Below are 17731 nucleotides of genomic sequence, written 5' to 3' on the forward strand. Positions count from 1 at the left end.
GGCGGATCAGCGGTTGAGCTGCGTGATCCGTCCGGTCAGCAGCGTGGCGAACGCCGTCCACGCCGAGTACGGAGCCAGCGCAGCCCCCGCAGTCGGATTCGCCTCGGCCGTCCGGCGCGTCAGATCCGCGGTACTGGCGGCGAGCAGTGCGGCCACCACGGTGGCCGGCATCAACCGATGCCACTTGAAGAACACCCACGACCACGACGCGTTGAGGGCGAGATTCGTGGCGAGCGCGGCGATGTAGTTGCGACGACCGGCGTAGTCGTCGGCGTCGGTGTACTCGTCGATCGTGACAGCCGAGGTGACAGCGATATCGGCGTACAGTGCCGTCCAGACGATCGGGAACGCCGCGGCCGGAGGCTGGAAACCGGGCTTGCGCAGCTTGCGGTACCACCGGGAGTTCGTGTCCTGGGAGGCGATCGATCCGACGATCGCGGTGGTCGTGGTGGCAGCTGCGGTCGCGAGGACGGTACTGAGTCTCATATCTGTCGGCTCCTGTGGATAACGGTTGATCGTCGGCTACCCGAGCCGAAGGCGCACGAAACGGACACCTCGGTAGGGTGGCGGGCCGGGAGGTCGACATGAGTGGATTGCAGCAGGTCGGCGACGGGGTCTGGGCGTTCGTGCGCACCCCCGGCGGCTGGGGTGAGGCCAACACCGGGTTGGTCGTCGCACCGGGCATGGCGTCGCTGGTCGTCGATACCGCATGGGACGTCGCGTGGGCGCAACGCATCGCCGAGGCGCAGGCACCGCTCGTCGCAGATGCTCCGATCACCGACGCGGTGAACACCCACAACGACGGTGACCACTGGTGGGGTAACGACACGCTGCCGCCCGATGCGCGGATCACCACCAGCGCCGCCGCACTGGAGGGGATGCGCGAGGATCTTTCGCCGCGCGCCCTCACGGTGCTGGCCGGCACGGGCTCCCTGATCCGGAAGGTCCCCGGACCGATCGGTGCGGCCGGCGCCTACATGGCGCGGGTCCGCGGCGGCGCCCGCTTCCCGCACCGCACCCCACGGATGCCCGACACCACCTTCGCGACCGCCACCTCACTCGACATCGGTGGCCGCACGATCGAACTCGAGCAACTCGGACCGTGCCACACGGCCGGCGACCTCGCCATCCGTGTGGCCGATGCCGGGGTCGTCTTCACCGGCGACCTGCTGTTCATCGGGTCGACGCCGATCCTGTGGCACGGCCCGCTCGACAACTGGTTGTCGGCGCTCGATCGGCTGCTCGGCTGGGACGCCGACGTGTACGTACCCGGGCACGGGCCGACCTGCGGTGCGGCGGAGATCCGAGCACTGCGCGACTACTGGCTGTGGCTGCGCGATGCCGCCCAGGATCATCACCGGGCCGGACTCACCCCGCTCGAAACAGCGCGGAAACTCTTGCTCACGAAAGATTTCGATGCGTGGCGTCACTGGGAGTCGCCGGAGCGCATCGCACTGAGCCTGAGCACGCTGTTCGACCAGTGGAACGGCAACCCACCGGCGCCGCCCACCGTCACACGTCGCGTCGCAGCCTTCATCGCGGCCGAAACACTGCTGCGCGAAGGAGCATTCGAGGCGTCCTGACCGCCGGTCAGGACAGGTGCTTCGGCTCCGGGGTCGTCTTGTGCGACCAGTCCGATCCCGCGGGCGCGGTTCCGAGCACATCCGGGCACTCGTCGTCGCGACTTCCGGCGGGCGTCAGGGAGATCACGATCGACTTGTAGGTGGGGCAGTTGCTCTTCAGCGCAGTCGAATCGAGCGGGACGAGAGGGTTGGTCTCCGGATAGTAGGCGGCCGCACTTCCCCTCGGCAGGTCGTACTCGACGATCCGGAACCTCGTGGCGCACCGTTCGCGGTCGTCGCCGTCCCATCGTGTGAACAGGTCGACGAAGTCTCCGTCGTCGAAACCCAGTGCGGCGATGTCGTCCCGGTGCATGAACACGACGCGACGGCCGCCCTCGATGCCGCGGTAGCGGTCGCTGAGGCCGTAGATGGTCGTATTGAACTGGTCGTGACTGCGCATCGTCTGCAACAGCAGATGCCCCGGCGGAACCTGGACCACTTCCACCGGTGAGACAGCGAATTCCGCTTTACCCGAATCGGTATCGAAAGTCCGGGTGTCGCGGGGCGGATGCGGCAGGATGAACCCTCCCGGACGCCGGACGTTCACCTCGTAGCCTTCGCAGCCCGGGACGACGCGGGAGATGTGCGAGCGGATGTTCGCGTAGTCGTCGCGCATCGCCTTCCAGTCGATCCCGTAACGGTCACCGAGCGTGGCCTCGGCGATGCCGGTGATGATCGCGACCTCCGAACGAAGGTGCTCGGAGGGTGGCTTCAACGGTCCTCGGGAAGCATGGACCGCGCACGTCGTGTCCTCGACCGACACGAACTGCGGGCCCGAGGCCTGGACGTCCTTGTCGGTGCGCCCGAGCGTCGGAAGGATCAATGCCGTTCTGCCGCAGACCAGATGGGAACGATTGGGTTTCGTCGAGATGTGCACGGTCATGTCGATGCCGGCCATCGCCTCGGCGGTGACAGCGGTGTCGGGTGCCGCCTGCACGAAGTTGCCGCCGAGACCGAGGAAGAACCGCACCCTGCCGTCGCGCATCGCCTTGATCGAATCGACCGTGTCGTAACCGTTCTCACGAGGAGGATCGAAACCGAACTCCTTCTCGATCGCATCGAGGAAACTCTGTGGCGCGCGTTCCCAGATCCCCATCGTGCGGTCGCCCTGGACGTTCGAGTGTCCGCGCACCGGCATGAGCCCGGCACCGCGTTCGCCGATGTTGCCCTGCGCGAACGCGAGATTGCAGATCTCTTTGATGGTCGCCACGGCGTTGCGGTGCTGGGTGATTCCCATGGCCCAGCAGAAGACCGTCGCCTTCGAGCGGCGCAGCATCTGGGCTGCCTCGGTGATCAGCTGGCGCGACAGGCCGGTCGCGGCGACCACCTCGTCCCAGTCGATGTCCCGGACGTGTTCGACCCATTCGTCGAATCCCCGGGTGTGGTTCTGCACGAAGTCGTGGTCGAGCGCGTCCCATTCGACGAGCAGCGACCCGAACGCCTGCAGCAACGCGAGGTCACCGTTGACCTTGATCGACAGATGCAGATCGGACAGGTCCGTTCCCCGCCCGAGCACACCGCGCGGTGTCTGCGGGTTACGGAAGTTGACCAGGCCCGCCTCGCGCAGCGGATTGATCGTCAGGATCTTCGCGCCGTTCTGCTTGGCTTCTTCGAGCGCGGTGAGCATGCGTGGGTGGTTCGTGCCGGGGTTCTGCCCCTGCAGGATGATCAGCTCGGCGTTGTGGACGTCGTCGAGCGTCACGCTGGCCTTGCCGATGCCGATCGATTCCTGCAGCGCGATGCTCGTGGACTCGTGGCACATGTTGGAGCAGTCGGGCAGGTTGTTGGTCCCGAACGCCCGCGCGAGCAGCTGGTACACGAAAGCTGCTTCGTTCGACGCGCGTCCGGACGTGTAGAAGGTGGCCTGGTCGGGGCTGTCCAGCGACTTCAGCTGCTCGCCGATGAGGGCGAAGGCCTCGTCCCACTCGATCGGGGTGTAGTGCGTGGCGCCGGACCTCTTGACCATCGGGTGCGTGATGCGGCCCTGCTTGCCGAGCCACAGTTCGCTGTGGGAAGCGAGCTCGTCGATGCTGTACCTGGCGAAGAACTCGGGGTCGGCGCGTCGCTTGGTACCCTCCTCGGCGACGGCCTTGGCGCCGTTCTCGCAGAACTCGGCGATCTTGCGATGACCGGGATCCGGGTCGGGCCACGCACAGCTCGGGCAGTCGAACCCTTCGGCCTGGTTCAGCTCGAGCAGCGTCTCGGCCGAACGCACCAGCCCCATCTGCTCGAGGGATCGCTTCATCGCCACGGCGACGCCGGTGACGCCGGCGGCAGCCTTCTTGCGGTCCCCGACCTCGAGGTCTGCCTCGTCGTAGTCGGACTGCAGTTCGCTCTTCTGCATTCGCTCACCTCTCACCGAGCACAGTTCTGCGTGGTGGGTACCCGTGATGTCCGCCCGGCCAAACCCGAATCGGTTCCCGCTCCGAGACCACTGATCGGACGTACCCTCGGAGAATGGGATGGTCGAAAACGCTCGGTATCCCGGCCGCTGCGGCGGCCGCCGTCGGTGCCTACGATCTTGTGCAGAAACGACATTCGCTGCTGCGGAACTTCCCGATTCTCGGGCATGCGCGCTTTGCCCTGGAGTCGCTGGGACCCGAACTGCGACAGTACATCACGACGAACAACGACGAGGAACGTCCGTTCAACCGCGACCAGCGCAGGTGGATCTACGCGTCGTCGAAGAACGTCACGAACACCTTCGGTTTCGGCAGCGACAACGACATCGAGTACACCGACGGGTACACGATCATCAAGCACCGCACCTTCTCGGACCTGCCACCGTCGGCCGCTCCGCACGGTGGCGAGAAGGTCTCCATTCCGTCCGCGAAGGTCCTCGGCGCCGCGCGCGGGCGTGCCCACGCCTTCCGACCCGAATCGTTCGTCAACATCTCCGCGATGAGCTTCGGCTCGCTGTCCGGTGCCGCCGTGGAGGCGCTCAACCGAGGTGCCGGCGCGGCCGGGTGCCTGCAGAACACCGGCGAAGGTGGTCTGACGAACTACCACCGCAACGGCGGAGAGTTGATCTTCCAGATCGGCACCGGCTACTTCGGGTGCCGCGACGAGGACGGCCACTTCGACCTCGCACGGCTGAAGCGGGTCGTCGAATCGGCACCCATCCGTGCTCTGGAGATCAAACTCAGCCAGGGCGCCAAGCCGGGACTGGGCGGACTGCTCCCCGGAGCCAAGGTCACCCCGGAGATCGCCGAGGTCCGCGGAATCCCCGTCGGCAAGGATTGTGTGAGCCCGTCCCGGCATACGGAGTTCCGCGACATCGACAGCCTGCTCGACTGGGTCGAACTGCTCGCCGCCGAGACGGGCCTTCCCGTGGGCATCAAATCCGCCGTCGGCGACACGACCTTCTGGGACGAACTCACCCGGCGGATGAGCGAGACCGACCGCGGCGTCGACTTCGTCACCATCGACGGCGGCGAAGGTGGAACCGGCGCAGCACCATTGGTGTTCGCCGACGCGGTCTCGCTTCCGTTCCGCAGCGGTTTCGCCCGGGTCTACGCGACGTTCGCCGAGGCCGGCCTGACCGACGACGTCACCTTCATCGGCGCCGGCAAACTCGGCCTACCCGACAACGCGGTGGTCGCCATGGCACTCGGCTGCGACATGGTCAACGTGGCCCGCGAACCGATGTTCTCCATCGGATGCATCCAAGCCCAGAAATGCCACACCGACCGCTGCCCCACCGGCGTCGCCACACAGAACCGCTGGCTCACCCGAGGACTCGACGTCCCGACCAAGGCCGACCGCGTCGCCGACTACATCGAAGCCCTACGCCGAGACGTGTTCAAGATCGCGCAGGCCACGGGAGTGGCGCATCCTGGCCTGATCACCGTCGACGACATCGAGATCGCCGACGGCAACCGGCACGCGATCACCCTGCGCGAGATGTACGGCTACCGGGACGGATGGGGCCTGCCGTCGGAGGCCGATCGGGAGGAGATCGCGCGGCTGATGACCGCGGAAGCGGTGACGACGCCGGGTGGGACTGAGGCGTCGACAGCGACGTCGTAATCACTTGGGGATCAAGCGATCGAGAGCACCCCGACCGATGAGATCTCGTTACGTCAGCCGTCACCGTACGGTCGATGCAGGTCGGGTACATGATGAGTGACCTGCACGGATATCTCGCGCCGGGGCACGGCATATCCCGCAGCCGATGACATTCCGGGATGAGTGAGGGCACCCGGGGGCAGACGGTAGGTGCGCTGGCCTCATACCGGTAGAGGGCGAGCAGCCCCCTGACATTTCTGAGCCGACTACCCCGAATCGGAGGCGGGCCCGACCTTCTGCCGGGGGCGGTTGCGTCCGTTCCAGGCTCGGTACCCGTGCAGGCCTTCATCGACGAGAACACCGTCCGCGGCATCATGGTCGTCGCTGCGGTCGCGGACCCGTCGTCCCTCGAGCACGCCCGCCGCACCCTGGCGGGGTTACGGATGAAAGGCCAGGAGCGGATCCACTTCAAGTCCGAACGAGATTCTCGGCGGCGTGCGATCTGCTCGGCATTGGTGACCTTGAATGTGCAGGTACGCGTCTATCACGCTGCTGGTCTTACACCCAGGCTCGGACGTCCGCGCTGCCTCGAGACATTGGTGGGGGACCTTGCCGAGCTGCCGGTGTCTCGACTGGTCCTCGAGCAGGACGATTCGACCGTCAAGTCCGACCGGCGGGTCCTGTTCGAGGCGGCCGGCAAGCACGGGATCCGCGAGCAGCTGACCTATCACCATCTGCGCGCCAAGCAGGAACCGATGCTGTGGATTCCCGATGCGGTCGCATGGTGCCTGGCCAAAGGCGGTGAGTGGCCCGATCGGGTCCGCCCGTTGATTACCAAGACCGTGACGGTGCGGTAGAAACGCGAAACCCGGCTCACCAACCGTCCGGAAGGCTGCCGGGTTCACTTCACCAGAGCTACTGCCCTGGGCTTCATCTACGATGCCAGAGCCCACGAACAGGCGCAACCCGGTGCGTAATGCGCAATCGCGTGCGTACCTTCCGTAACCGTGCTTGAGCGAGTAAGCGCTCTGTTCGAACTCGTCCGGTACCTGGACGATCCGCAACCCTTGCGCCAGAGCCGATCTGAGGCCGGCCGACCGGTGGCGTCTTACAGGCCCTCCAGCACTTCCATCAGATCCTGAAGTAGTGCATCGGCGCGGGCTTCGATGTCGTCGAAGACGTCGGTGAGGTCGTCGAGGCTTTCGTGGTCGCGGCGGCGGGCGGCTGTGCCGCGATCGTAGTAGTCGGGGTCGAGGGCGATGTCCGGCTCGACGCAGGCGTCGACATCCTCCTGCGGAGGAACAGGTAGCACCCGGCGCGTCGGGGCGCGACCCGACAGGTGTGCCCGTACCGACATCGATACCGACTGCGGGGTCATCGGTTGCGCGTGCGGCAGGTGTCCCCATCGGTCGAGCGGACACAGCAGCGGTTGCCGGGTCTGCTGTGTATCGAGCGGATCGGTGACGATCTCGCTCGGGTCGGTGAGGTGATGACGCAACAGATGCGTGCCCGGGTACTGGTCGAGAAACGCCTGAATCTCCGCTCACCGCCGATAGATCTCGACCGCGTAGTTGTCGCCGGTCTCGGGATCCGGTGTGAGACGGAAGCGTTCGCCAGCACGGGTGGTGACCACGAGAGTATCCCCGTCGAATCGGATGTCGCAGCGGCACAGCCGGGTGATGTCGGTGAAGGTCATCCCAGTGGCGGCGAGAACCAGGAGCAGGGCATCGCGGCGGCCGAACAGTCCACTCGGCCACCCTTCGGTGGGTAGTTCGGTCGCTCGCTGCAGTAACAGGCGGGCGAGCCGGTCGAGGCGCGAAGTGCGGGTGGTGTCGAGGTGCCGGCGCACCGTCTCGGTCCTCCCCGGCGGCGGGTAGCCGTGCCCGGTGTGGACGGCGTTGATGGCTGAGAGCCGGCGCCGCTGCGTCGCGACCGCGGCAGGGTGCTCATGCAGAAACAGCGCCAGGGTGTCGGGCGTGGCGGGGATGGGCGGGTGGTCGGCAGCGGCGCACCAGTCGGCGAACAGCGCCCAGTCGTGGCGGTAGCGACTCGGGACGCGTAGGCCCAGGGTGGCATCGTGAAGCTCGTCGCGGCCGTGGACTATTCGGTCGGTGCTGGTCATCGCGGTCACAATCCGAGATTTGTCACGGCGTTCCCGATGAGTGGGGCGTGTTCGCGGGCGTAGGTTTCGAGCATGGCGGGGGTGCTGTGTCCGGTCTGGCGCATGATCGCGTGCGCGCTCGCGCCGTTGCGGAAGGCCTGGGTAACGAACCCGGCCCGCAATGAATGCCCACCGAGCCGCTGGACGATGTCGGGGTCGTAGCCGGCCTGCGCGGCGCGGCCGAGTCCGACGAGGTCGACGCAGGGACATCGGAGGGGTCCGGGCGGCGCATCAGCAGGTCATCGGGCACGATTCGGGAGCCTACCGTCCCGTTCGGACAGGTTCCCACCGGAAAACGCGTTCAGCAGCGGTTTCGACGGTGATGGTGCGCTAATGGCAATTAGCGCACCACCGAACGGATTTGACGTAAGCAGCCAAACTCCAACGCTTATTCCTGACCCAGTTCTTCCCCCCGGAAATAGAGCGCCCCAACTCCTCCAGTCCCCATCCGAACCGGTCGGTCCACATCAGATGCATCGAGACGAAGCCACAATGTTAAATTCGTTCTCTGTCAACAGGTTTCGGCACACGTGCCGCGCCATTCCTTGCCGAACGTACGGTGGATCAGACGGTCGATGTACTGCGCCAAGAACTAAGCCTCAATGCACCGAGCGTCTGATGCTGTCGTCGTGGCTTCCATTGCACGACTTGGGACAGGGTGTGGACATGGACGATCTTCCGACCTTCGATGTCGGGTTGTTCCACTGGTCTTTCGAGTCGTTGGCGGGCAGGGAGTGTCTGTTAGCCGAGAATCGGTCGGTTTCGTCCGAACACCGTGTCGAACAGGGCGTTCCACCCCGATTCCCACGGCCACTGTTGGGGTAGATGCAACGTCAACCGGCGCGCCGACGACGCGATCCGAGCAGGGACCGACACAATGGTCCGCCGGACAGTTCCGGTGGTGGCCTTGACCAGCTTCGGATCGCCTGTGACGGTAGCCGCGGCGCGGGTGAGGTTGAACGCCATCACCGCGCAGACCAGCCACGCAGCATTGGCAGTGAACCGAGACGACGGCAAATGAGCGAGCGCGGAGCTCTTCAGGTCCGCGTGGACCTGCTCGATGATCGCGTGATGGCGGTGGAGCTTGTCGGCGGCGACGGCATCGAGATCGGTGGCGTCGACGGTGGTGAAGAAGGCATGAAACCGCCAGACGTCGAACAATTCGCCCTGGCCCTGGTCCTTCTTCGGCCGCAGGTCGGGGATACGCCGTACGATCAACCGCCCCGGAACCCGGTGGGTCTTCTTCTTCGAGGCGAACGCGGTGAACGGTATCTCCGCGACCTCGGCAGCCGAGATCCAGCGTTCGGTGTCGTGGTCGTAGATCGCGTTGGTGTACTCGATCGGAGTCCACGCATCCTCGTCGATCGAGGCGATCGCGGTCTTGATGGGTGAGGTCAGGCGCACGGTGACCGAGACGTCGGCGCCGCCGCGCAGCGCCGCCCCGATGGTGGGATATCCGTAGAACGCCGAGTCGGCCCGCACCAGCGGTCTGGGCGTGGCCTGTGCCGTGGTTCGCGCCCCTGGGCCGGCGGTAGCTGTGTGCAGGTGCGCGACGGTGGTCAGGGTGTCGGCGATCATCCGGGCTGCTCCACGCGCTGATCCGCAGGACCCTTTGCGCAGACGCTGTCCGACGATCACCGGGGCCGCGGTGTCGGTGGTGACCGTGGTGATCAGCGCGTTCAGTCCGCGGACCCCGGAATAGCCGTATCCGGAACCCTGTTTGCCGTGCCCGTGCACTTCGATGATCGAATCGTCGATGTCGACCAGCACGCGTTCGGTGTCGATCCCGGCCACCAGCGGAGTTCTGGTGGCCAGTCCGCGCAGGAACCGGGAGGCAACGGCGTCGAGTTGCCGAACGTGCCCGAAGGTGAAGGTGCGCAGGAACGACCCCAGCGTCGACGGTGCGTACGGGCGGTCGAAGAGTGTTCCCATCGCCCCGTGCCGTAGTAATGCCATGTCGGCGATGCTGTCCGCGCCGGCGACCATTCCCGCGACGAGTGCTCCGATCTTGTCGCCGGAGTGAGCACCCTTGTCGGTGGGAACGCTGAGGTGTTCGTCGGCGAGAGCCTGCAGGCCGCAGTTCTGCGCCAGACCCATGATCGGAACCAGCCCAGCGGTCGACACGAGATTCGGATCGTCGAACCTCGCCGCAGCGACGGGCCGGGTGTGAGAGAGTTGCATCTACGAGATGCCCTTCGTTGTGGCCGAATTGTTTCTGTGAGAAGTTCAATTCTTTCACTACGACAGGGCATTTCGCCGTTACGACTCGCCCATCACATCAGCCTGATCGGTGCATCCAGGCTAAGAACTTGTTGTGTCAATCAGTAATTTTGGTCGCTTCCCTCGGACTGCGGATCGAGGCGCTTCGGTGGCCTGCTCGCGCGGCCTATCGACACGAACCATGGCTCCCGGATATCTACAGTCGTCGGCGGATGCCGATCATCTCCCCGACCTGATGACGCGGGTTCCGGGAGATGGCCGACCCCTCGTGCCGACGACAGGACCTTCCCGGGTGGCAGCACGCCGGCCCAGCACGCGACGGCCTCTGTGCCGTAAATCGCTTCCCGGCATGATCTTGACGGATAATCGGAGTGATCCACGATCCATGATGAGGCTCAGCGAAGGTGCTCGCTTGTGCTCGTCGAAAGTGCCCACTCGTGGGCGGGTTCACTGTAGCGGTTGCCGGGTGCCGGTGGTGGCTTGACGGAGCTTTTCCGACCGGGCGTGGTGATCACGCAGCCGGTAGGAATCCCCGTCGAGGTTGAGTACCACCGATCGGTGCAGAAGCCGGTCGAGCATCGCGGCGGCGACGGTCGTATCGCCGAGGACCTCACCCCACTCTCCGACACCCCGGTTGGTGGTGATGATGATCGAGGTCTTCAGATAGCGTTGCGCGACAACCTGAAACAGTGCGGAGGCGGCCTCGCCGGGCAGGGGTAGGTAGCCGAGTTCGTCGATCACCAGCAGCGTCGGGCCGGCGTAGAACCGCATCGTCGTCGCCCACCGGCCTTCGATCGCAGCGCGATGGCAGCGGGCGGCCAGATCGGCGGCGGTGGTGAAGTAGGTGCGATAACCGGCATGCGCGGCCGCCCGCGCCAAGCCCACCGACAGGTGGGTCTTTCCGACCCCCGGCGGCCCGATGAGCAGGACGTTCGTCGCGGTTTCGAGGAACCGGCAGGTGCCCAACTCGGCGATCAATGCCCGATCGAGGCCGGGGGCGGCGTCGAAGTCGAAGTCCTCGAGACAGGCCGGGGTGGGCAGGCACGCGAACCGCAACCGCCCGGCGAGGCGGCGGGCTTCGGTGGCGTCGACCTCGATCGACAGCAGCTGTTCGAGCGCTGCGGTCATCGACAGACCGTCCTTCTGGGCTCGGTCGAGCACCGACGGCAGCGCTTCGGCAGCGTCGTGCAACTTGAGCGTCGCCAAGTGTCCTCGCAGACGCTGATAAAGACTTGCCGAGGTCGCGGTGGTGTCGGGGGTGGTGGTCATACGAGGGTGTTCCTTCCGCGGGCTGCGCGCTCGTAGGCGGCCAGGTCGACCACCGTCGATCGCGGTGTCGTCGACGGTGGGTGGCGGTCCGTGGTGTTGGTGCGCAATGCTGCTGCCGCAGTGAGCGCCTCGGGTCCGGGTGGGATGCGTTCTTTGCGGCGGTGCGGTCGGCCTCCGGCCGCGGCACCGGCCATCGCGGCCTGTTCAAGGGCGTGAACGTGGCCGTGATCGCGCACCACGGCGCCGGCCCCGTCCGGCGCCAACCGGTGGCGGGCGACGGTGATCTGCGAGGCGGTGACGATGTCGATCACCTCGTCGCCGAGCTGCCGGGTGACGGTGACCTGCGCTGCGGCCAGTTCCGGGGGCACCGAGTAGCGGTTGCCGCGGTAGGCCACCAACGCCTGCCTCGAGACGGTGCGCGGTTCGCTGAGCACCACCGGATACGGACTGCTCGGCATCGACGTCAACGGTTCCCGGTCGGCGACGGTGCGCACCGGGGCCTTGCCGTCGGCGGTGGCCCGCATCCGGGCATCGGCGCGTCGACTACAGAATTTGTCCACGCTCGCCTGGGCCTGCTCGACGGTGAGCTCGTCCGCCACGGTGCGCCACCATCGCTGGGCCGCAGTGTGATTGGACTTCTCGACGACACCCTTGCGATTGCCGGACCGCGGTGGGCAGATCGCCACCAACACGCCGTAATACTTGGCGACCCCGGCGAAGGAGGCAGTGACTTTTCCGCTGTCGGGGTAACAGACCGTCGACATTCGATCGAATCGCCAGGTGTGGGTCAGGCCGCCGAGTTTTCGGCAGATCCGGTCGAGGCCGTCGATCAGATGCGGCTGGGTCATGGCCGGGGCGAGCACCCCGCGCCACCGACCCGAATGCGCGAGCGATCCGACCAGCAGATATGCGGTCTTGCCCCAGCCCCACGAGGCGGGTGGGTTCGGCAGCTCGACCCAGTCCCACTGGGTTTCCGCCCCCGCCGGATGGTCGATGACCGCGTTGGGGCGGTCGGTCGCGCACGCGCAGGCTTGGCAGACGGGCCGGAGCTTGCGTTGCCGGATCTGGCGGGTCAGCGTCTGATACGAGGCGGTGTAGCCGAGGTCTTCGAGTTCGTCGCACAAGGTCCGTGCCCACAGATGCGGATCCTCGGTCAGACGAGCGGTGACGTAGTCGACGAACGGTTCGAACGGATCCTCACCAGCGGGTTTACGGATGCCGGGGGTGGTGGTGCCGTTCAGATAGTTGCGGATCGTGCGCCGGTTTCGGCCGGTGTGCCGGGCGATCGCCGAGATCGTCCAGCCTCGTTTGTGCAGTGCGTGGATCTCCACGTCTTCCTCCCATGTCAACATGAGAAAGCGGTCTCCTTCGGGGTGCTGGTGCGTGGTCAGAGACCACCAGCATCGAAGGAGACCCGCCCTCATCGGCGGAGCCACACGGGTGAGCACTTTCGGTGAGCAGGTCTGAGCAGGATCAAGGATCTGGCGCACTTTGCGTGAAGGCGACGACATACCGCTGATCAGCGAGTATCAACGATGCACCAAGATCATTTCGGTGTGACCTCGCGACCCTGACATCCCTCCTACCGCACCTGAACAACATCGTCATCGACGCCGTTCACCGGACCGATTCCACGATCCGGATCACGGCGCATCCACGAGGCAACGAGGGGTGGTGCCCGAAGTGCGGCACTGCGTCGCGCCGGGTGCACTCACGCTATCGGCGCCGCCCCGCAGACACGGCGATAGGCGCACATCCGGTCATCCTCGATCTTGTCGTCCGCAGATTCTTTTGCGACTACGACAGCTGTGATGCAACGACATTCGCCGAGCAGGTACCAGGACTGACGCAGCGCTGGGCTCGACGGACGACAGTGCTCGACACGATGATCGAGGCGATCGGACTGGCGGTGGCCGGCCGCGCCGGTGCCCGCCTCGCCGCCCGACTCGGGATACACGTCAGCAGGGACACGCTGTTGCGTGTCGTGCGGGCGATCCCAGATCGGCCGATCGAGACCACACCGATCCTGGGGATCGACGACTTCGCGCTGCGCCGTGGCCACGTCTACGGAACCGTCGTCGTGGATCTGACCTCGGGCCGACCGATTGATCTGCTGCCCGATCGAACCAGCGACACCGTCTCGACCTGGCTGCAGGCCCATCCCGGGGCCGAGATCGTGTGCCGGGACAGGGCCGGTGCCTACGCCGACGCCGTCCGCATCGGGGCACCCGATGCGGTGCAGGTCGCCGACCGATGGCACCTGTGGCGCAACCTGATCGGCGCCGTGGAGAAGACCGTGATCCGGCACAGGAAAGAACTTTCTGCGCCGACCGACCGCCTCGGCGACGACGCGGTCATCGCCGAGGCGCCCGACGGCAGATTGGTGGTCCGGACCTGCGAACGCCACGCGGCCGTACATGAGCTGCACACCCAGGGAATGTCGATTTCGGGCATTGCTAGGAAGCTGAATCTCAATCGCAGGACCGTGCGTCGTTTCGTCCACGCACCCGACATCGACGAGTTGTTGGCCACCAGCCGAATGTCCGGAGCGACGCTGCTCACTGGGTATGAGCCCTACTTACGGGAACGCTTCGCCGCCGGATGCACCGATGCTGCGCAGCTGACCCGGGAGATCACCGAACGCGGCTATCGGGGCAGCGCGCAGACCGTCCGCCGGTTTCTTCAGCCGCTTCGGACAGCAGAACGAGCCCGTCCGACTCTATCGCGGACGCCGAGCATCCGGCAGGTCACCATGTGGCTGACCTGCCGGCCGGACGACCTCGCCGACAAGGACAGTCAGCTCCTCACAGAGATCTGTGAACGCAGTCCTGCACTGGCGACCGTGCGTGAGCACATTCGTTGTTTCGCCGGGATCATGGTCGAACGTCGTGGACACGATCTCACGGAGTGGATGACCGATGTCGATGCCACCGGATCACCTGCGCTTCGGTCGTTCGTCACCGGGTTACGCCGAGACCTTGAGGCGGTCACTGCCGGTCTGACGCTCGTGCACAACTCCGGTCCGGTCGAGGGCCATGTGAACCGGATCAAGATGCTCAAACGGCAGATGTACGGGCGGGCGAACCTGGACCTGCTGCGGAAACGCGTTATCCACCTCGAATGATGCAGCGCGGCAGTGCCTTCACACAAAGTGCGCCAGATCCAGGATCAAAGAGCGCCATCACTAGCCCTGAACGCCTTCCACCCCGGCCGCAGTGACATCGACATCGCCCTGCTCTGCCGCGACCCGCTGAGCGAAGCGGTCAAGCGGGAGTTGATCGCTCGACTGCGGCACAACGCCCTGCCATGTCCGGCCCGGGGATTGGAACTGGTCGTCCACACCGTGGCTACCGCACAGTCGGGCACCGGAGAACCGGGCTTCGAACTCGAGTTGAACGACGGTCCGGCCATGGCTTTCCGGCAGACCCTTCGACCTGCAGACCGCCCGGCAGCCGACGGGACGTTCTGGTACGGACTGGACCGCAGCATCCTGCGCCAGAGCGGCCGAGTCCTGGCGGGGCCGCCGGCCTCGGAGACATTCGCCGAGCTACCGCCGGAGGAGCTACGGAGCCTACTGGTCGACTCGCTGGACTGGTGGATGGCATTGCCCGGCCCGGCCGACGACCAACCTGCACCCGGCTCCGATGACGCGGTCCTCGGAGCCTGCCGCGCGCTGGTCCGACACCGCTACGGAAGGTGGTTGTCCAAAGTCGACGCCGGCCGGCGGCTACTCGAGGGCGGCTACCAGCCCGCCGAGACGATCGAGCAGTCCATCACAGCACGCTCCGGTGAGTCGCCACCCTCGGGCCGGCAAGCGCGGACGTTCCAGGAAGGCGTGTTGCGCGAACTCTTGGCCGCGACCGACAGGTCGGCATGACCCTTGTCCAGATCGGCCCTCTTACGGCCTCGCTCTGCGTCGCGAATCTCTAACTCGCTTCCAGTCACACTGGTTCGGTCGACGGCGTCCGTGCTCTCGTTCTCGAGATACACGATGCGGGCCGGGATTCCGCGAACTGTGGAGTCGGCATGATGCGCGAGGGAAAGCGCACGAGGCCACGGAGTTCCGACATGCCGCCATCGACGATCTCGTCCCCGAGTACAACGCATCCGACGTTCGCAGCGCACTCGGGCATCAGTTGGTCGTGTACCAGGCCTCTGCCAGTTCTCCCGGTGACGACGAACTCCGCCTGTTGAGGGACTTGCAGCGACCGCCGATCGCTCATAGTTCCTCGTTCCGGACCCCGTGGCTTTCGACATCATTACGGTGGTGCATAGCCGACCGCAGTAGCCAGGAGGATTCGTCCCATGAGTACGTCCGACGACTGGAACGCGCAGGTGATCGCCGAATTCAGGGCCAACGAAGGCCGCGTCGGCGGCAACTTCGAGGGAGCGCCCATGGCGCTCGTGCACCATCGTGGCCGCAAGACCGGCCGGGAGACGGTGACTCCTACGCTGTATCTGCCGGATCCTGAGGATGCCGCGACGATGTACGTTTTCGCAAGCAAAGGGGGTGCCCCCTCCCATCCGGCCTGGTACTACAACCTCACCACCGCGGGACGGGCAGAGGTCGAGATCGGCACCGAGACCTTCGAGGTCACGGTAGAAGAGATCACCGGCGCCGAGCGCGACCGTATCTATGCCGAGCAGGCCCGTCGTTACCCCGGCTTCGCCGAGTACGAGGAGAAGACCCGTGGCGTGCGGACCATTCCGGTCCTCGCTCTCCACCGAAGCTGACCTCCCCAGACCAAAGTACCGACAGAGTCCCCTTCGAAATGCCCTAACCCTGCGGGCAGAGTGCGGCGATAACCGTGCGCGCCAACCAGTCCGCGTACCGGTCGAGTGTCCATCCCCGTTCGAGGACCAAGCGTTCGTAGGTGTCGATCACCAGGTAGTTCCACAGCACATCGCGGACCTCGTCGTGTTCGATGTCGTCGCGGAGCTGACCCGTCGCCATCAGGTACCTGCCGACCATCGTCGCCGCGGCCAGCCCCTCCTCGCTCAGTTGCTGCCAGACCGGGGTGAGGGAGTCGTCCACGTGTCGTCCGTCGCGGATGAGGATCTGCACCTTCGCCGAGCGGTGTTGCCGGTGTGCCAGTGCGTGAATGAACATGTCGATCTTGCGGCGCACATCCGGCTCGGCAAGCATCGCCTGCTGCTCCGGACGTTCGGCAACCGATACCGGCTCGTCGTCACCGGCGATCACGAAATCGAAAACTGCCTTCGCCAGAGCCGCCTTGCTCCCGAAAGTCTTGTACAGACCCTTCACCGAGACGCCCGCACGGTCGGCGACCGTGGCGAGGGTGGTGGCTCGAAATCCGTCGCGTTCGAACAATTCCTTGGCAGCCACGACCACAGCACGGCGTCGAACACGGGCCTGTTCGCGCCTGCCGGAGGCGTCGTACGGCCTCTTGACTTCGGCCACTCACACTCCGATACTTTGAGTACAACCTGATTGAACCGAATATATCAGGATTGCTACCGCGCAGCACGCCATCGCATCCCGAATGTCGTCGGGTCGTGAAGCAACAAGCGCTCCGGTTCCGTTCGCACGACAGTGCGACCGCGATGTACATACAGATCATCGGAGAACATCGGATTGGAATGTAATCCACTGAATCCCAATCAGATCCACCCATCGACCATTCGACACACACGACGAACAGGAGAGGGCCATGAACGTCGATCAGCATGAGCCCGCCGATACACGGAGCATGGGAATCGTCCACAGCGCTCTGCGCCGCGACCTGGAACGACTCCGGCTGACACTGGAAACCGAACCGTTTCCGGACGGGAAACGTCGACGAGCACTCGCCGAGCACATCGGATGGCTGATGCACGCTCTGCACCTGCATCACAGCGCGGAGGACGCCGGACTGTGGCCGCTGATCCGTGCGAAGAATCCCTCCGCAAGGGCTCTGCTCGACCGAATGGAGACCGATCACGGGCAGATCACCCCCGCTATGAGCGTCCTGGAAGAAGCTGCCCGAGCATACGGTCGGGACGCGTCTGCACGGACACACGTACTCGACGCCCTGGCCGGATTGAACGAAGTCCTGTTGCCCCATCTGCAGCGTGAGGAATCGGAGATGATGCCGGTCGTCGCCGCGACCATCACCACATCCGAATACCGCGACGTCGAGAACGAGTACTTCGTGAAGCCGAAGGGCGTCGCCGAACTGGGCGCCGAAGCACCCTGGATCGTCGACGGCGCGACCCCGGAGGATCGCGACGTGATCCTTCACGTCGTCCCCACGGTCCCACGGTTCATCATCATGCAGACCTTCGGCCGCATCTATCGGCGCAAGGTCGCACGGTTGTGGAGGGACGAACCGGCGGCCGCTGTGCCGCCGATCAAGGTCACTGCACCACGCAGTGAAGCAAGTACGAGCAGAGACTCCGACAGCCGACATCTCGCCTCGTAGGAGCGGGCACGTACTTCGGTGTCTTCGAC

General features: G+C 65.5%; 13 protein-coding genes and 3 pseudogenes. 8 read left to right on the top strand and 8 right to left on the bottom strand.

Annotated elements, in window-relative coordinates:
• Nucleotides 1–6: 6 nt before the first annotated feature.
• Entirely contained in the window at nt 7–486 is a 480-nt protein-coding gene (locus tag LPH33_RS24095; RefSeq protein ID WP_229566415.1) for a TspO/MBR family protein, read from the bottom strand.
• Nucleotides 487–584: 98 nt separating this feature from the next.
• Here LPH33_RS24095 and LPH33_RS24100 point away from each other — a divergent pair, with 98 nt between their 5' ends.
• The gene (locus tag LPH33_RS24100) at nt 585–1583 is read left to right on the top strand and encodes an MBL fold metallo-hydrolase (RefSeq protein ID WP_229566417.1); all 999 of its coding nucleotides are present in this window, start codon (nt 585–587) and stop codon (nt 1581–1583) included.
• A gap of 7 nt (nt 1584–1590) precedes the next feature.
• Here the strand turns inward: LPH33_RS24100 and LPH33_RS24105 are convergent, their stop codons facing one another.
• Nucleotides 1591–3966 (bottom strand): FdhF/YdeP family oxidoreductase, encoded by a 2376-nt coding sequence (locus tag LPH33_RS24105; RefSeq protein ID WP_229566419.1) that lies wholly within the window; start codon nt 3964–3966, stop codon nt 1591–1593.
• Nucleotides 3967–4079: 113 nt separating this feature from the next.
• On the opposite strand from LPH33_RS24105, the gene LPH33_RS24110 reads away from it, so the two are divergent.
• Together LPH33_RS24110 and LPH33_RS24115 are read left to right on the top strand one after the other, a co-directional pair.
• A complete protein-coding gene (locus LPH33_RS24110) occupies nt 4080–5651 on the top strand; it encodes an FMN-binding glutamate synthase family protein (RefSeq protein WP_229566421.1) in 1572 nt (523 codons plus the stop codon).
• 314 nt (nt 5652–5965) lie between these two features.
• The gene (locus LPH33_RS24115) at nt 5966–6487 is read left to right on the top strand and encodes a hypothetical protein (RefSeq protein ID WP_229566422.1); all 522 of its coding nucleotides are present in this window, start codon (nt 5966–5968) and stop codon (nt 6485–6487) included.
• Nucleotides 6488–6738: 251 nt separating this feature from the next.
• Here the strand turns inward: LPH33_RS24115 and LPH33_RS24120 are convergent.
• From LPH33_RS24120 to LPH33_RS24140, 5 genes and pseudogenes are all read right to left on the bottom strand, one after another.
• Nucleotides 6739–7752: pseudogene (locus LPH33_RS24120) on the bottom strand (hypothetical protein).
• A gap of 5 nt (nt 7753–7757) precedes the next feature.
• Nucleotides 7758–7970 (bottom strand): annotated as a pseudogene (locus LPH33_RS24125) (tyrosine-type recombinase/integrase); the annotation flags it as partial.
• A 562-nt stretch (nt 7971–8532) separates the two neighbouring features.
• Nucleotides 8533–9972, bottom strand: a complete 1440-nt coding sequence (locus LPH33_RS24130) for an IS1380 family transposase (protein ID WP_071934730.1) — start codon at nt 9970–9972, stop codon at nt 8533–8535.
• 486 nt (nt 9973–10458) lie between these two features.
• Nucleotides 10459–11280 carry an IS21-like element helper ATPase IstB gene (gene istB, locus LPH33_RS24135; protein ID WP_068158116.1) on the bottom strand — a complete coding sequence of 274 codons (822 nt, stop codon included), beginning with the start codon at nt 11278–11280 and terminating at the stop codon, nt 10459–10461.
• Nucleotides 11277–12632 carry a Mu transposase domain-containing protein gene (locus LPH33_RS24140; RefSeq protein WP_068158111.1) on the bottom strand — a complete coding sequence of 452 codons (1356 nt, stop codon included), beginning with the start codon at nt 12630–12632 and terminating at the stop codon, nt 11277–11279. The genes istB and LPH33_RS24140 overlap by 4 nt, the downstream gene beginning before the upstream one ends.
• Before the next feature lie 218 nt (nt 12633–12850).
• Between LPH33_RS24140 and LPH33_RS24145 the strand changes: the two genes are divergently transcribed.
• The 4 genes and pseudogenes from LPH33_RS24145 to LPH33_RS24160 all read left to right on the top strand — a co-directional run bounded on the left by LPH33_RS24145 (nt 12851) and on the right by LPH33_RS24160 (nt 16014).
• The gene (locus LPH33_RS24145) at nt 12851–14404 is read left to right on the top strand and encodes an ISL3 family transposase (protein ID WP_420714504.1); all 1554 of its coding nucleotides are present in this window, start codon (nt 12851–12853) and stop codon (nt 14402–14404) included.
• Between the two features lie 12 nt (nt 14405–14416).
• On the top strand, nt 14417–15157 hold the full coding sequence (locus tag LPH33_RS24150; protein WP_229566424.1) for a nucleotidyltransferase domain-containing protein: 741 nt from the start codon (nt 14417–14419) through the stop codon (nt 15155–15157).
• Nucleotides 15069–15413 (top strand): annotated as a pseudogene (locus LPH33_RS24155) (hypothetical protein); the annotation flags it as partial. The gene LPH33_RS24150 and the pseudogene LPH33_RS24155, both read left to right, overlap by 89 nt.
• A 172-nt stretch (nt 15414–15585) precedes the next feature.
• Nucleotides 15586–16014, top strand: coding sequence for a nitroreductase family deazaflavin-dependent oxidoreductase (locus tag LPH33_RS24160; RefSeq protein WP_229566425.1), 429 nt, complete (start codon nt 15586–15588; stop codon nt 16012–16014).
• A gap of 43 nt (nt 16015–16057) precedes the next feature.
• Here LPH33_RS24160 and LPH33_RS24165 read toward each other — a convergent pair whose 3' ends face one another.
• Nucleotides 16058–16702, bottom strand: a complete 645-nt coding sequence (locus tag LPH33_RS24165) for a TetR/AcrR family transcriptional regulator (RefSeq protein ID WP_229566427.1) — start codon at nt 16700–16702, stop codon at nt 16058–16060.
• A 289-nt stretch (nt 16703–16991) separates the two neighbouring features.
• Between LPH33_RS24165 and LPH33_RS24170 the strand changes: the two genes are divergently transcribed.
• Nucleotides 16992–17702, top strand: coding sequence for a hemerythrin domain-containing protein (locus tag LPH33_RS24170; protein ID WP_229566428.1), 711 nt, complete (start codon nt 16992–16994; stop codon nt 17700–17702).
• Nucleotides 17703–17731 lie beyond the last annotated feature (29 nt).

Source organism: Rhodococcus sp. RDE2 (assembly GCF_020885655.1).
GTDB lineage: Bacteria > Actinomycetota > Actinomycetes > Mycobacteriales > Mycobacteriaceae > Rhodococcus > Rhodococcus pyridinivorans.

What these genes read in the sequence shown, in the direction of transcription:
- LPH33_RS24095 (WP_229566415.1), bottom strand. Translation starts at nt 486, where the DNA reads ATGAGACTCAGTACCGTCCTCGCGACCGCAGCTGCCACCACGACCACC.
- LPH33_RS24100 (WP_229566417.1), top strand. Translation starts at nt 585, where the DNA reads ATGAGTGGATTGCAGCAGGTCGGCGACGGGGTCTGGGCGTTCGTGCGC.
- LPH33_RS24105 (WP_229566419.1), bottom strand. Translation starts at nt 3,966, where the DNA reads ATGCAGAAGAGCGAACTGCAGTCCGACTACGACGAGGCAGACCTCGAG.
- LPH33_RS24110 (WP_229566421.1), top strand. Translation starts at nt 4,080, where the DNA reads ATGGGATGGTCGAAAACGCTCGGTATCCCGGCCGCTGCGGCGGCCGCC.
- LPH33_RS24130 (WP_071934730.1), bottom strand. Translation starts at nt 9,972, where the DNA reads ATGCAACTCTCTCACACCCGGCCCGTCGCTGCGGCGAGGTTCGACGAT.
- istB (WP_068158116.1), bottom strand. Translation starts at nt 11,280, where the DNA reads ATGACCACCACCCCCGACACCACCGCGACCTCGGCAAGTCTTTATCAG.
- LPH33_RS24140 (WP_068158111.1), bottom strand. Translation starts at nt 12,632, where the DNA reads ATGTTGACATGGGAGGAAGACGTGGAGATCCACGCACTGCACAAACGA.
- LPH33_RS24160 (WP_229566425.1), top strand. Translation starts at nt 15,586, where the DNA reads ATGAGTACGTCCGACGACTGGAACGCGCAGGTGATCGCCGAATTCAGG.
- LPH33_RS24170 (WP_229566428.1), top strand. Translation starts at nt 16,992, where the DNA reads ATGGGAATCGTCCACAGCGCTCTGCGCCGCGACCTGGAACGACTCCGG.